The organism is Zobellia russellii (assembly GCF_018728565.1).
GTDB lineage: Bacteria > Bacteroidota > Bacteroidia > Flavobacteriales > Flavobacteriaceae > Zobellia > Zobellia russellii.
Genome location: NZ_JACSOI010000010.1, coordinates 134,652 through 149,726 on the forward strand (window position 1 = coordinate 134,652; position 15,075 = coordinate 149,726).

General features: G+C 37.8%; 13 protein-coding genes. 3 read left to right on the forward strand and 10 right to left on the reverse strand.

Annotated features, from left to right (window positions below):
- Positions 1–6 precede the first annotated feature (6 nt).
- The 5 genes from H9565_RS18515 to H9565_RS18535 all read right to left on the reverse strand — a co-directional run bounded on the left by H9565_RS18515 (position 7) and on the right by H9565_RS18535 (position 8,136).
- Positions 7–2,202 (reverse strand): PepSY domain-containing protein, encoded by a 2,196-nt coding sequence (locus H9565_RS18515; RefSeq protein ID WP_215441866.1) that lies wholly within the window; start codon positions 2,200–2,202, stop codon positions 7–9.
- Between the two features lie 5 nt (positions 2,203–2,207).
- Positions 2,208–2,705 (reverse strand): DUF2271 domain-containing protein, encoded by a 498-nt coding sequence (locus tag H9565_RS18520; protein ID WP_215441867.1) that lies wholly within the window; start codon positions 2,703–2,705, stop codon positions 2,208–2,210.
- 6 nt (positions 2,706–2,711) lie between these two features.
- On the reverse strand, positions 2,712–4,217 hold the full coding sequence (locus tag H9565_RS18525) for an ankyrin repeat domain-containing protein (RefSeq protein ID WP_215441868.1): 1,506 nt from the start codon (positions 4,215–4,217) through the stop codon (positions 2,712–2,714).
- Positions 4,218–4,305: 88 nt separating this feature from the next.
- The gene (locus H9565_RS18530; RefSeq protein WP_215441869.1) at positions 4,306–5,703 is read right to left on the reverse strand and encodes a hypothetical protein; all 1,398 of its coding nucleotides are present in this window, start codon (positions 5,701–5,703) and stop codon (positions 4,306–4,308) included.
- An 18-nt stretch (positions 5,704–5,721) separates the two neighbouring features.
- Complete coding sequence (locus tag H9565_RS18535; RefSeq protein WP_215441870.1) at positions 5,722–8,136, reverse strand: TonB-dependent receptor; 2,415 nt, start codon at positions 8,134–8,136, stop codon at positions 5,722–5,724.
- Between the two features lie 126 nt (positions 8,137–8,262).
- Here H9565_RS18535 and H9565_RS18540 point away from each other — a divergent pair, with 126 nt between their 5' ends.
- Together H9565_RS18540 and H9565_RS18545 are read left to right on the forward strand one after the other, a co-directional pair.
- A complete protein-coding gene (locus H9565_RS18540; RefSeq protein WP_215441871.1) occupies positions 8,263–9,252 on the forward strand; it encodes a helix-turn-helix domain-containing protein in 990 nt (329 codons plus the stop codon).
- 264 nt (positions 9,253–9,516) lie between these two features.
- The gene (locus H9565_RS18545) at positions 9,517–9,957 is read left to right on the forward strand and encodes a hypothetical protein (protein WP_215441872.1); all 441 of its coding nucleotides are present in this window, start codon (positions 9,517–9,519) and stop codon (positions 9,955–9,957) included.
- Between the two features lie 57 nt (positions 9,958–10,014).
- Here the strand turns inward: H9565_RS18545 and H9565_RS18550 are convergent, their stop codons facing one another.
- Entirely contained in the window at positions 10,015–10,818 is an 804-nt protein-coding gene (locus tag H9565_RS18550; protein WP_215441873.1) for an HAD family hydrolase, read from the reverse strand.
- Between the two features lie 92 nt (positions 10,819–10,910).
- Between H9565_RS18550 and H9565_RS18555 the strand changes: the two genes are divergently transcribed.
- Positions 10,911–11,333, forward strand: a complete 423-nt coding sequence (locus H9565_RS18555; protein WP_215441874.1) for a secondary thiamine-phosphate synthase enzyme YjbQ — start codon at positions 10,911–10,913, stop codon at positions 11,331–11,333.
- 55 nt (positions 11,334–11,388) lie between these two features.
- On the opposite strand, the gene rplT is transcribed toward H9565_RS18555, so the two are convergent.
- From rplT to thrS, 4 genes are all read right to left on the reverse strand, one after another.
- A complete protein-coding gene (gene rplT / locus H9565_RS18560) occupies positions 11,389–11,733 on the reverse strand; it encodes a 50S ribosomal protein L20 (RefSeq protein ID WP_215441875.1) in 345 nt (114 codons plus the stop codon).
- Between the two features lie 89 nt (positions 11,734–11,822).
- Entirely contained in the window at positions 11,823–12,020 is a 198-nt protein-coding gene (gene rpmI, locus H9565_RS18565; protein WP_038239114.1) for a 50S ribosomal protein L35, read from the reverse strand.
- A gap of 102 nt (positions 12,021–12,122) precedes the next feature.
- Positions 12,123–12,671 carry a translation initiation factor IF-3 gene (infC, locus tag H9565_RS18570; RefSeq protein WP_289041480.1) on the reverse strand — a complete coding sequence of 183 codons (549 nt, stop codon included), beginning with the start codon at positions 12,669–12,671 and terminating at the stop codon, positions 12,123–12,125.
- Between the two features lie 38 nt (positions 12,672–12,709).
- Positions 12,710–14,650: a threonine--tRNA ligase gene (thrS, locus tag H9565_RS18575; RefSeq protein WP_215441876.1), complete on the reverse strand. Its 1,941-nt coding sequence runs from the start codon at positions 14,648–14,650 to the stop codon at positions 12,710–12,712.
- Between the last annotated feature and the right edge of the window lie 425 nt (positions 14,651–15,075).

The following is a 15,075-nucleotide window of genomic DNA, read 5'->3' on the forward strand; positions in this document are numbered from 1 at the left end:
ACTTGTCTAATAACAGTCCATTTTAATCTGCTTTCGGTTTTGATAATGGCTAAGATCCTTACCTAAATATGCGTTGCTCAGTTCCTGTAGTTCTTGTAGTACTTCTTTTTGCATGGCTATGGAACCACAGATCATAATGCATCCCTTATTCTTCAAAACCTCTAAAAACAATTCTTGATCTTGTTTAATTAGGTGCTGAACATATATTTTATCGGCTTGCTGGCGAGAATAGGCGGTTTTAAAATTGGTCAACTTGCCTTCTTGCAAAGCCGTTTCAATATAATCTTTATAAAGATGGAAGGCGTCTTTGGTGCGTGCTCCCCAGTACAAGTGAATTTCCTTTCTTTTTATATTCTCCTGTATCATTCCTAAAAAAGGACCTATACCCGTTCCGGTTGCTATAAATACTGTTTTTTTAGAGTTTTTAGGAAAATGGAAATTTCTGTTGTTTACAACCGTGGCGGTCAGTTTTTGTCCATCTTCCAGTTGATGCAAGTAGTTGGAACATAGTCCTTTTTCGTGCCTACGAATGCTGATTACAAGGGTGTCCGTATTTAACTTGCCAATTGAATATAACCGCTCTCGTGCTCCATCGGCAGGTACGACCGATAATAAATCCCCCGAAACTGGTTTTGACCCGTTCAAATTTTTAAGGCTCAATAAGAAGGTATCGTCTTCAGGTAGTTCCGCTTTATGAATGACTTTAAAAGTGGAGGCAGGTTTTGAAGTGGTAACCAATTTTGGCTTTTCCAGATGAATGGGCAATCCCATTTGGTTGGCCCAAACCGAACACCAATTGTTGAAAGACTCAAAAGATTGGTCGTTAACCGTAAAGACCTCTTGTAAAGCAGTACTGTTATTTACCTCTCTTAAAGCTTCATGGGTTTCATAAGCAAACTGACAAAAATTGGGATAGGCGGTAGATCCAAAGCCCACTACGCTAAAATCAAAAGCCTGTTTCTGGGGATTCTTTTTGACCAATTGTATAAACTTTTCGGCAGATGCTGGTGCTTCTCCTTGTCCGTATGTAGCTGTAATGACTATTAAATGCTCCATTTTCTTGAAATGGGTGTATTGGTTCATTAATGCTAAATGGCATTTTTTACCCGATTTCAAAATTTGTTTGTGTAACTCTTGAGCAAATTGAAGCGTAGTGCCCCCTTCGGTGCCTACCAAAACCACATATTCACTTTCACTTTTCGAATGCTCATTTTTGATCTTGGTTTTAGGCCTTTTAAAATAAACGATAAAGCCGGTAACCGTTAAAAAGGGAATGGCTAGGCTTCCCAAGCCAAGTACGATGGACCATAGAATGCTTCCTTCTCCGGTGTGTAATACCGTAGCCCAAGAAGACATGACCTGTACGGTGGGATATTTTTCTTCGGCTAAGATATCTCCGGTAACTTGGTTGAGATATAATTCCCTATCTCTTAAGCGGATGATATAGTAATCCTCTACAAATTCTGAAAAGGGGTATTCCAGTTCACGTAGTTCGGAAAGAGAGGTAGTTTTAAAAAAGTCAAATTCCGTATATTTTTTAAAAGGTTCTTCTTGGATAGCATCAAAATCTACTTGTAATGAAACGTTGGAATCCGGAATAACATCAAACCGAAGAAGTGAAAGATATACGCCCGTAATGGCTAGCACTAATAACGGAAATAAAGAAAATCTGGCGTATACAACGTGATGGTATTGTGAAAAATTTTCACGAACAACGGGTGCAAAGAATTGCTTATACCCGCCTTGTCTCTTGGCAATTAGAACAATACCCGAAATACTGATGAGAATTAGTAAAAACGAGGCGAATCCGATTAGAAAGCGCCCCGTAGATTTTAGAAATAACGATCGGTGTAGGTTTGTAGCAAACTGGAAAAGAGGTTTTTTTTGAATAAGATTTCCCAATTTTTCACCGGTAAATGGATCAATGTAGAATTCTTCATTCTTTCCATCTAAGATAACCGTAATGCTTACAAAACCATTTCGGTCTCGTTTTACCGCAAGTACTTCTTCATATTTTGTATTGATATGTTCTAGGGTTTCCGACAAAGAAAGTTTATCTGCGCCGGAAACACTGTAGGGTTCAATTTTGTTGGAAATTGGTTCTACAGCAAGAATAACACCGGTAACCGATGCAATCAAAAGAAAAACAGAAGAGGCAATGGCAAAAAGCAAATGGCTATACCTCCATACCGATACAATCATAAAAATTATCTGTTTGGTACCATTCTAATATAGCGGATGTAACCTTTACCGTCTACTTTCTCTTTTATAGTTGCCGAATTCAAGTCTATCTCTGCATCTATGGCATAATATTCCTGGTTTTCTACAGCTGACTCAAAGCGAACCTTATAACCGGCATCAATATGAGAGGCGTCAAAGCCTAAAGAAATGATGTTTCTTTCGCCGTTACCAATGGTAGCGCCCGAAATGGCATCAACATTTTCTTTAGTGCCATCACTGAATTTCCACCATTCCTTTAAATCAGGAAACCACTCTTTATCATCTCCTTGAACGTAAAGCGTCTTTTCATATTTTCCTTCAGGATTTATCAATGAAACCACTACATAAGCTTTCTCACCTGTATAGTTGGTCATTTGAATCATACATTTGTAACTTACTTCAGGTTCTTTTATAAAAGAAGATAATACAAAGAATGCAGAAGCCAAACAAAGGGCACCAACCGTCTTAAAAATTATATTTTTCATGTACTATTAATTTAAAAATTGAAGATTAACCTTGTTTTTGGCCAACAGTTCATTTTCGCTTGCCAGGTCGTGTGCAGTTTCACCAAACTCTGTGGTAGATTTTAGGTCGGCACCGTTAGCTATCAAATACTTTAAAATTTCTGTATTTTCGGTTTTCATGGCCGCATAATGTAATGGAGTATTTCCATCATTGTCTTTGGCATTGATGTCGGCACTAAATACGCTTACTTTCTTTAGTAAATCTAGGTTGTTTTTAGAAACTGCTAGATGCCATACAGAACTGTTATCTGCTTGCAGTTGTTTAAAATCAAAACCTGCTTTTTTTAATGCGGTTATCTTAGCATCAAAATCACGAGGTTTACCACGACCATTAAAAAGGTAATAAGCCAGATTGTTGCCTTTGTCATCCTTAATATTTGCATCGGCACCTTTGGAAATTAAGTAAGTCACCACATCCGCTCCGTTATTTTGAATCGCAATGGCCAAAGCGGTTTGTCCTTTCTTATCGGCGTGGTCAATATCCATTGACTTTTCGGCAAAGTATTTTACAACCTTAAGTTCATTTCTTTCTGCAGCGTTTAAAAGAGGGGTATTTCCTTCGTCATCAATTGCATTTGGATCTACACCTTTAGATATGAAAAAATCAAAAATTGAAATGTCTTTAGCTGAGCTGGCTAAATTGTGCAAAGGATTCTGTCCTTTTTTGGTCGTAACATTGGCAGCAATACCTAGTTGCTCCAAATATTTGAAAAGGTCAACGGATGCATCTCTACCTTTACTTGCAAAGAAAATAGCATTTTCACCGGTAGTTTCATTCTTTGAGGTCGAAATGCCGCGTTCTATCAATTCCTTAAGAATAGTGATATTTCCGCCTTGTGCTGCGTAATGGAATGCCCCGTTACCATCATTATCTTCACTGTCTAGTGACAGACCTTTTTCTATAAAATAGTCTACAATTTTTAGGTCTTTAGCTCTTCCAATAGCCACTAATAAGGCGTTTTTTCCGTGGTGGTCCTTCTCGTTTTTTAACTCGGCACCTCCGGCGATAAATGCATCATATATAGTGAAATCTTGTTGACCGGTAGCTGCCGTAAAAGAAATAGGTCCGTATCCATGGGAATCAACAAGGTCTAGATTGGCGCCTTGTTTTATTAAATGTTTTACAAGGTCTACATTGCCACTTGATGCGGCCCAAAAAACATAGGTGCGCGAATCGTGTGTACGCTTGTTTATATCATTACCTTGTTCCATTAAAAATTGAACGGTACTTACAGGATTATTGCCAAAAATGGCAAAAGTAGTAGCATCAAACCCACCTCTGTTTGCTTGAGTAACTGAATGGCCCTCCTTCATTGTAGCTTGAATGGTACTAATACTTGGTTGTTTTTCCCAATAGTCCCTATTTAAGAATGGATTGGGGTCTTTGGGTGTATTCCTTTGTGCGATGGCACTTAAAGAGATAAATGCAAAGCTGAGAACTAAGGCAAAAGTTCTGATACTATTTTTTTTCATGGCCGTGTATATTAGATTTCAAATTACTAAAACCATTACCGGGCTTTGTTACCCGATAATGGTATAGTTTACTAAAAGTTATAATGGTTTACCAAGCGCCGATAAAATGGCTTCCTTCCACATTAATTAGCTCGGCACCTTTGGTTACAGTTCCAGTTTCCGTATCTATAACATAAATATTTCCGTTTTTACCAACGGGTGCTTGAGTAAGGTAAATTTCGTTTCCGTCTACGGCATACCCTTGGTACTGGAATAATTCAAAATCTACCTCGTAAGGAATATCGGTTATTTTGGTTGCTGTTTTTGCATTCAAGTCAACTAGGGCAAAAAAGCTTTCTCCTCTCCCCGAAATACCTTCTGCGGAACCATCATGACGGTAGGCTAAAACTGCTTTTCCGTTTGGTGCTGGTCTCCAGGCCAATACATAAGCACCATCAACACCCAAGGCATCATCTAAATTAAAATCATACGAATCGTCATACAAATTGTCAGCTCCAATTTTTAAAATATGAGAACCTTCAGGATCACTCTGGTTAGCTTGGTATACGCTTCCGTCATACAAAAATGCGTTGATGCTACGGTAACCGTTGGTATTACCGTGTCCTACGCTAGAAGTAATTAGCGTTGGGTTCAATAAAGAAGGATAGTCCAATACAATAGTTTTGGAACCAAGAATCTCATAATCACCACTATCACTTTCTAAAGTAGTCGGGTCTATCTTGCTTAAGCGCGCACCAATGTATAATTTGTCTCCAGCGGCATTAAGTGTTGGCATATCTATTCTAGAGATGTAGTAGCCTGCTGCAGATTCTTCTTCGCTTAACGTAATAACATGCTCTTCAAAGTTGTTGATTTGAGAATCCACTAAGTCTAAAGTAACAACGCCAATAGTAGAATTTGTGTGCAGATAGGTGTCATCGGTTACATCATCAGGGGTGTCATTGTCATCAACTTGGTGCTCTGTAGAGACGTAAACGGCAGCACCGGTTTTGTCCCCATCAAACAATTTGATCCATCTAGGAGCAGTACCAACATAAGGGGCTATACTTATTTCAGACCCGGTTGGATTGAAAGTTCCACCACCTTCTACGGTATATTTACTGTAATTTCCTCCGGTATCTCCGGCATAACTAATATTGAAAACGGTATTGCCGTCTTCAGAAGCTTGTAGTCTTGCCGTTCTGTTAGATGGTGCTACAAAACCATTGTTAAAAGGATCTATTTGAACCGTAGGGTCCTTAGCATCTTTACTGGTTACGGAATAAATTAAGGTTCCCCCGTTTCCGTCACCAGGGGTATCACCCATTTTGGCTCCGGCAATGGTTATCCATCTACCGTCTTCTTCGGTTTCCGTTTCTGTTTCGGTCTCAGTTTCTGAGTCGGTATCGGGTGTAACAGTACCATCATCGCTACTACAAGCGGTCATTAAACCAGCTAGAAGCCATACGGAAGCCAATGTTTTAAAGTTTAAAAAAGTTGTTTTCATGTTAGTTCTATTAAGTGATTAAAGATTATTGATTATGCAGTTCAATTTTAAATAAAAGCCTCGTCCTGGTTTTTGTACGGATAGGTTATCATAAATGGCCTGGTCAAAAATATTCTTGACATCAAAACTCATTACAAAATTCTTTTTGGGAAATGTATAGCTCAATCCAAAGTCATGAGATATCTGTTCAGGAATAAAGAATTCCTCTTCTCCTGTAGTATTAGTACCTGCTGCGAATTTGAATGCAAATTCATCTGTATAGTAGGTGTTATAAAATAGGTTTAAGAGTGATTTTGATTGTATAAAATCCTTGATAGTATACCGTAATCCGGCATTCATGGTAAACAAGGGAACGTTGGGAACATTTGTTTCAACTCCCGAATTTACCGTGGTTAAGCTCATGCGGGTTATGTTAAAATTGAAGCCAAGATTATTGTCATACGTATAAAAGAATTCGGCTTCAATTCCTTTGGATTCCGCAGTGTTTTCTAGATTGGTGTATTGAACAAACTCATCACTTTCCCTTAGTCCGTCTGCATTGGCCGGTAACCCTATTCTGTTTTCAATATTTCTAGCAAAGAAGTTAGAGGTCAATGTAAAACCGTGTTTGTCAAAATTGAATTTCCCAAGCCTAAAACCAATGTTAAGATTATTACTGGTTTCCGGTTGAATGGTTAAGTTGGGGAGCAAATTGTCTCCTGCATCCCCAAAAACCTCATTTTCACTCGGTAGACGAATGGCTTTTTCGGCCGAGGTTAATAGTGTAAGGGTTGGAAAAACAATATATGAAGCCGCAAAACCGTATCCGGTATAGTCATTATCGCTTTGGTAAACTTCATTTATTACTTCTGTATTATCTTCATTAAATACGGGCCTAGTGTTCAGTACTTTTTGCATATACTGTTTTCCAAAAGCATTGATTTTAAACTTATTGTCAAACGCTTTAAGTTCGTAGCTTAACGAAATAATATTCTTGTATAGGTCACTAGTTTCTTGAAAGGTGTTTTCTAATAACGATACCATTTCATCGCTGTCTTCACGGTCTACACCGCTATAAACATGGTTTAGTAAGACTTTATGGTTGTCATTTATAGCATACGAAAGACCTGAACGGATAGAAGAAACATTTCGGGTTATCTTGGCTAGTGTTGGCCCATTTTCACTTTGTGAACCCCAGGTATATTCGTGTGGTTCTCCATCAAAACCAATTAATCTGGTTCCTGCCCATGTATAAGCTTGCGCCACCGTATCATTAATTATACGATTACGTTTGCCGTACACACCAGTAACGTTTACGTCTAAGCCTTTAGTGAACAAATCTTTCTTTTGATAGGTTAGATTGCCCAGTACGGCATCCGACTCTAAAAAACGACCTTTATAAGGTGATATGGTAACGAAAGTACCGTGCTGTACTTCATTGTATTCATCAGAAGCGGTAACGCCCACTAAAAATTGATCGGCCCAATTAACATTGGTAAACCCTATTTGGGCCATGCCTCCCGTAGACCGGTAAGCGTCATTGAACCTTCTGGCTACAATTGGTGTTTGAACTCCATTGGGAGCTATATCTACAATAGTCCTGCCCCAGATTTTGTAATCGTTGTCCGAGTAGTTGTGAAAGGCTGATGCTTTTACGGTGAATCCTGATGTATCATGTCTATAGGCTCCGTTCAGATTGGTTTGCAGGGTGTTGAAAGATCCGTATGAAACAGATGCATTTAAATTGTTCTTACCTCCTTCATGGAGTACAATATTAATGGCCCCACCAACGGCGTCACTGGATAAGTGTCCTGGTACTACGCCTTTGTAAACTTCAATGTTTTTGATCATAGAAGGCGGAATGCTGTTCAAGCTAAAGGAAGAACCATATATAGAAATAGGAATACCATCTATAAAAATGCTGACCGATCTTCCGGACAAACCGTTTAAACTGTATTGTACATTAGACCCCAAACCACCGTTCTGTCTAATTTTTACGCCCACTGTAGTGTTCAGTAGTTCATTAGTTTGAATACTTCTAAGCCCAGCTTCTTTGGTCTCAATTGAATTTACCGAGAAACCCTTAGTCTCAAGGGCTGTTTTCTCTGTTTTTCCGCTTACGGTTACCTCGTCTAGATTTTCCACATTTTCCCGTAGAGAGAAATCAAGGCGTATGCTATTTGTGTTTTCATTGACTTCAATAGTCCGTGACCGCGTGCCGTACCCGATAAAGGAAATCATTATCCTGTGGTTTCCACTGGGGACTTTTTCAATAGTATACGCCCCGTTATCATCTGTAAGAACACCCAGTTTTAGTTCTTCTAAAACAACACTAGCAAAGGATAAAGGTTTTCCGGAAGCATCGGTAACAATACCGGCTATTGTTGCGGAAGGTTCTTGGCCCAAGACGGACAAGGAAATTAGAAATAGGAAAGCCGTAGCTAGGTTCTTCATAATTAGTTTAAAAAAAATCAATTGTTTTTATTAAGATTTAGTCTAAATAAATAACTTTGCAAAACTAATCTAGGATTTCAGGTAGCACTAACGCAAAAAGAAGTTTTAGTTACGAATTAGGAATAAATGAGAATAGGTCTTTTTCCGTCTGCAAATTATAGTGCCAAAAATGGTATTGATCCCATGAAACAGATGGGTGATACTCATGTGATATCTGATGAACTTGCTTTAGGAAAAGGGGTTGCAGGAAGCCAACAAGTATTGTGTTTAGATGGCGCTTCCATACTATTGCGGAAGTTAAGTTTAAATAGTATTTCTAAGGTAGAATATGAAAATAATCATTTCTGTTTTGGAGTTCATTTTTTGCTTGAAGGCAATTATAGCTTTGTTAGTACGGAAAGTAAATCTAGACTTAACATTACTTCTGGCAGCTATAACCTTGTGCAGTGGCCAAAGACCAATGGAGTTGAAAAGCTTAAGGGAAGGGAATATACTTCTATAGAAGTTTTCTTTACTCAGGAGTTTCTTGAAGATTTATTAGGAACTGAGTACAATTCGGCTTTTATAAAATTTGCTGATGCCTTCGTGGATAAACCTAAATATCTGTGGAATGAAATGAAACCAATACCAGGTAGGTTAAGGTTGTTGCTACTGGATATTTTACATTGTTCATATACCGGAATCGCCAGAACCAATTTTATAGAATCTCAAATACGATGTTTGCTGATAGAGGTCTTTTTGGGAAAAGAGAATGGTATGGAGCAGATAGCAGGGGAGACAACGCTATCTACTTTGGATAAGGAGGCCATAGATGAAGTGGTTTCATATATCAAACAGAATCTTAAGCGGAAATTAACCATTAAGGAACTGTCCGAGGTAGCAGGATTTAATACTACCAAACTAAAAAGTTGTTTCAAGAAGGTGCATCAAACCACAATCTTTAAGTTCATTACACAGCTTCGCATGGAAAAGGCAAGACTTTTGGTGTTAGAAGAAAATTACACTGTTGCTCAAGCATCTTATGAAGTAGGGTATTCCAACCCACAACATTTTACCGTAGCCTTCAAGAAGACTATGGGCTATTTGCCTAGTCTTTTGCTTACCAATTTGTCTTAGGTTTTTTATCGCCAATATATAATTCCAATCATATCGTTATTCATCCCATTAGATTTGATTAGATACGCTTTCTAATGGTATATTGATTTCGGTTTTCAATTGGGAAAAATTTTAAGAGTTATGGCGCTTTTAAAGAGACTCTTGGTAAAAGATGTAAAAATTGTGTGACTTTTTAGAGAACATTGGTGTCTTAAATATTGAAGGAAGAGGTGATATTTTACTATTCCCATAATCAGTACTATTTAAATTAAAACGATAAAAACTATGATCGATCAATTGAAAAGCTTGGCTTTTGATAAATTAAAAGATGCGATGGCATCCAACTCTTTAGGTGAAGGTGAAACTACAGCTGCAGCGGAACAAGGTTCTGCCGCTTTGGTGAATAGTTTGATGGAAAATATATCGACCGGGGATTTGGGTTCCATTACCAGTTTGTTTTCTAATGATGGTAATGCTTCTGAAGACAATGGTGTTTTTAAACTTATTGTAGGTAAACTTGCTGGAATTTTACAAGGACAGGGTATGGACGCTTCAGCGGCACAATCTGAAGCGAGTAATATAGCACCGGACTTAATAAATAGTCTAAAAGAAAAATTTATGTCAAACGATGCTGCTGATAGTAGCTTTGACCTAGGAAGCATTGGAAGCCTTCTTGGAGGAGGCGAAGCTGGAGACCTTCTTAGTAAGGCTAAAGGCTTGTTTTAGTAAGATTGTATTTGAGTTGGTAATTAAAAAGGTTGCTCTTTACAGGAGCAACCTTTTTTATATATGTGAATCAATTAGTTTTTGTAATACTGTTTCTACACCAAATTCGTCATTGTTCAAAGTTTCAAATTTTGCTGCTTTTTTTACATTGGGATGTGCGTTTTCCATGGCAAAACTGAAATCCGAAAGAGCTAACATTTCAAGATCGTTATTGTAATCGCCAAAGACCATGGTTTCTGCCGGGGTAATGTTAAACCGTTCCTGCATTTTTTGAAGAGCGTAACCTTTATGGGCATTTGGGCTGGATATGTCTACCCAATTTTCTCCGGATACCTTAACTTTTAAAGACCCTTCTAGATGGGATACGGATGGATAAATGTACTTTTCCGAACTTTCAAAGTGGTAGATGGCAATCTTGAGTATTTCGCCATCAAAATCCTTTAGGTCGTCAACAACATTATAATCGGTGTAATACTCGCGTAACTTGGCTTCAAATTCCTTGGAGTCACTCTTTATGTAAGCATTGTGTTTACCGCAAAGTACAGGGTGAATGTTGTCTACGGTGTCCAATATCTTAAGAACTGAATTTTTTGCATCATTGGGCAATGGTGTAGCAAGTAGTTCGGTAGTCTTTTGCATGGCAAATGCACCGTTCTCTGCAATTACAATAATGTCGTCCTTAATGGGTTCTAATTTATCAACTATACTATGATACTGTCTGCCACTGGCAGCTATAAAAATGATGCCTCTTTCTTTCATTTGTTCAAAGAGCTCAAAAAAGCGACTGCTCACTTCGTGATTGGAGTTTAATAGCGTGCCGTCCATATCCGTGACGACCATTTTTATATTTGATAGATCCATGTGTATTTTTTAGAAGATGCAAAGGTATCTGTTCATAATTTAATTAGGGTTCGTATTTAGAAAGTTTTACATTTATTTGATATATAAAATGTATGAAATTCTATCAAAAAGAAATTAAACTAAAAGCTTATAATCGTGGTTTTCATTTAGTAACCGAAGCTATTTTAAGCTCGTTTCCAGAGCTTAATACTATAAAGAAAGGAATGTTTCAGGTTTTTATAAAGCACACATCTGCTAGTTTGACCATTAATGAGAACGCTGACCCCACGGTGCGATTGGATTTTGAAAGCCATATGAATAAAATGGTGCCGGAAAATGCTCCCTACTATATACATACATACGAAGGTCCGGACGATATGCCCGCGCATATAAAATCATCCTTAATGGGAGCATCCGTACAGATTCCAATAACAGGGGGAAGGTTGAACTTGGGGATATGGCAAGGTATATATTTGTGTGAGCATAGAAATTATGCCTCCGGAAGAAACTTGGTAATTACCGCATTTGGGGAATAAAAAAAGCCGGTACACAAATGCACCGGCTTTCTTATAAGTGAGATATATTCTTAATTTATTTAACCTTGTCTACGATTGCTTTAAAAGCTTCTGGATGATTCATCGCTAAATCTGCAAGAACTTTTCTGTTCAATTCAATTTCACTAGCTTTTAATTTCCCCATAAACTGAGAATAAGACAATCCGTGTAAACGGGCACCTGCGTTAATACGTGTAATCCAAAGAGCACGAAAAGTTCTCTTCTTGTTTCTTCTATCGCGGTAAGCATATAACATTGCTTTCTCTACCGCATTTTTGGCTACCGTCCAAACGTTTTTACGTCTTCCAAAGTAACCTTTGGCTTGCTTCATCACCTTTTTTCTTCTGGCTCTGGAAGCAACTGCATTTACTGATCTTGGCATAATTTTAAATTTTTGTAGTAGGCGGTGCTTTCTTTTGCACACTTTTTGAGCCTAACTCCATGGTTAATACTGTTTTACCGTAAAGAATATTACTTTAAACGTAATTGTTCTTTAATACTGTTAACGTCATTGGCGTGAACCAATGTGTCATGCGTTAACTTAAGCTTTCGCTTCTTTGACTTTTTAGTCAAGATATGACTCTTAAAAGCGTGCTTTCTTTTAATTTTACCAGTACCGGTAAGCTTAAAACGCTTCTTGGCACTCGATTTTGTTTTCTGTTTAGGCATTTTTCCTATTTATATGAATCTCACTTATTTATGCTGAAACTGCCCGTAAATAACGGACAGATATCAGTATCTTTTGTAGTAACTTAGAAAAACTAGGTTACTTTATTTTTTAGTTTTAGGGGCAATGAACATGGTCATTCGCTTACCTTCTAATCTTGGTAATTGTTCTACTTTTCCCCACTCTTCCAAATCTTGGGCAAGTTTTAAAAGTAGAATCTCACCTTTATCTTTATAAACAATAGAGCGTCCTTTAAAAAACACGTAAGCCTTTAATTTGGCTCCGTCTTGCAAAAACTTTTCTGCATGTTTCTTTTTAAAGTCATAATCATGGTCATCTGTATTTGGACCAAAACGGATCTCTTTTACGATTACCTTTGTGGCCTTGGCCTTCATGACTTTTTCGCGCTTCTTTTGTTCGTAAAGAAACTTCTTGTAATCTATAATCTTACATACCGGAGGCTCGGCATTTGGTGATATTTCCACCAAGTCCAAACCCATTTCTTCCGATTTATCTAGAGCTACCCTTATAGGGTATACACCTACTTCAACGTTGTCACCTACCAACCTTACCTTAGGTGCTAGTATTTTTTCATTGATTTTGTGAGGGTTTTTGTTTTCCCTCCTAGGTTGGGGCCTAAATCTCTTTCGTATTGCTATGACTAATTCTTTTTAGTTAAACTTTAAATTTTTTAAAACGACTTTAAGGTACTATTTATTTCTTTAGTTACCAAGTCTGAAAACTGTTCAAGGGAAATAGAGCCTAAATCCTCACCACCATGTCTACGTACAGATATGGTATTTGACGCTTCTTCGTTTTCCCCAACGATCAGCATAAAAGGAATTTTATTCATTTCTGCTTCACGTATTTTCTTGCCTACCGTCTCATTTCTAGCATCAACAAGGGCGCGAATTTCGTCATTTTCTAAGGATTTTAAAACTTTTTCCGCATATTTTTCATGTTTCTCGCTCACGGGCAGCACAATAGCTTGCTCTGGGATAAGCCATAAAGGAAAATTACCGCCTGTATGTTCCAGTAACAGGGCTATGAAACGTTCCATGCTACCAAATGGGGCACGGTGTATCATAACCGGTCTGTGCAACTCGTTATCACTACCTTTATAGGTAAGGTCAAAACGTTCAGGTAAATTGTAGTCTACCTGAATGGTTCCTAACTGCCATTGTCTGCCAAGGGCATCTTTAACCATAAAGTCTAATTTGGGGCCATAAAATGCAGCTTCACCTTGTTCAATTATAAAGTCAAGACCCTTTTCTTTCGCAGCGTTAATAATGGCATTTTCTGCTTTCTCCCAGTTTTCTACAGTACCAATATACTTTTCCGGAGTGCTTAAATCCCTAACGGATACTTGTGCCGTAAAGTTTTCAAACCCTAATGAACCTAAAACATATAAAGATAGGTCAATAACATTTTTGAATTCTTGATCCAATTGGTCCGGAGTACAAAAAATGTGTGCATCATCCTGTGTGAAGCCTCTTACTCTTGTAAGACCATGAAGTTCACCGCTTTGTTCATATCTGTAAACTGTTCCAAATTCGGCATAACGTTTTGGTAATTCTCGATAACTGTAAGGGCGTACATTGTAAATCTCACAATGATGTGGGCAATTCATTGGTTTCAACAGAAATTCTTCATCTTCCTTTGGTGTGTGAATAGGCTGAAAACTGTCTGCACCATATTTTTCGTAATGCCCAGAAGTAACATAAAGTTCTTTTTGTCCTATATGCGGCGAAACCACCATTTCGTATCCTGCCTTTTTTTGAGCTTTCTTTAGAAAATTTTCAAGACGTTCTCTAAGTGCTGCGCCTTTAGGAAGCCATAATGGTAGTCCTTGACCAACTTTCTGAGAAAAAGCAAACAGTTCAAGTTCTTTGCCTAGTTTTCTATGGTCGCGTTGCTTAGCCTCTTCAATTAAAGCAAGATACTCGGTAAGTTCTTTTTGTTTAGGGAAAGAAATACCGTAAACCCGGGTTAATTGAGGGTTCTTTTCGTCACCTCTCCAGTAGGCGCCGGCAACATTCAGTATTTTTATAGCTTTAACAATACCGGTATTAGGTATGTGTCCACCTCTACATAAATCCGTAAAAGTGTCATGATCACAAAAAGTAATGGTTCCGTCCTCAAGATTTTCTATAAGCTCAACCTTATATTCGTTTCCTTGACTCTTATATAATGATAGAGCTTCGGCTTTAGATATAGGGCGCATTTTAAAGTCATGCTTACCGCGGGCAATTTCCAAAGCTTTCTTTTCTATAGCGGGAAAATCTTTTTCGGAAATAGAATGCGCTCCAAAATCAACATCATAATAGAACCCATTTTCAATAGCGGGCCCAATAGTTAATTTTATGCCAGGGTATAATTCTTCTAGAGCCTGTGCTACAATATGTGAAGAAGAATGCCAAAAAGCTTTTTTACCTTCTTTGTCGTTCCAAGTATAAAGAACAAGTGCCCCGTCTTCGGTAAGAGGGGTGACAGTTTCTACCACCGTATCGTTAAATTTTGCCGAAATAACGTTTCGTGCAAGACCTTCACTAATACTTTTGGCAATATCCAATGGAGTGCTTCCATTTGCAAACTCTTTAATACTTCCGTCAGGTAATGTAATTTTTATCATGCCCATTTTTTGTAATAAGGGTGCAAAGATAGTATACGCGTACAAGGCACACAATATATAGGGTTAAGTTTATTGGTTGAATGTTGTGGGTGTTTTGTAATCTTTTTGGAAATCTAGTGTGTATGTTGACTATTACTGTTTGTGGTCATAAATTTTTCGTTAGAAGGGAATGTAAAATTGAGGTTAAGAAAAAAATATTCTAAAATTTGGAAGGAAACTATAGTTTGGGGCTTGTGGGAATGAATAAAAAGTTCTAATTTTAAGGCCCTTCTTTTTTGGTGGAAGTGTAATTTATTGAAGCGCAGGGGTTTGTGAAAAATCCAAAACTTTATTCAAAAAATTCTTTGAGAATTAAAAAAGGGTGTTACATTTGCAGCCCGCTAAACAGGTATGAAGATGTTTGTTAAGCAGGGGTTAAAAAAGAG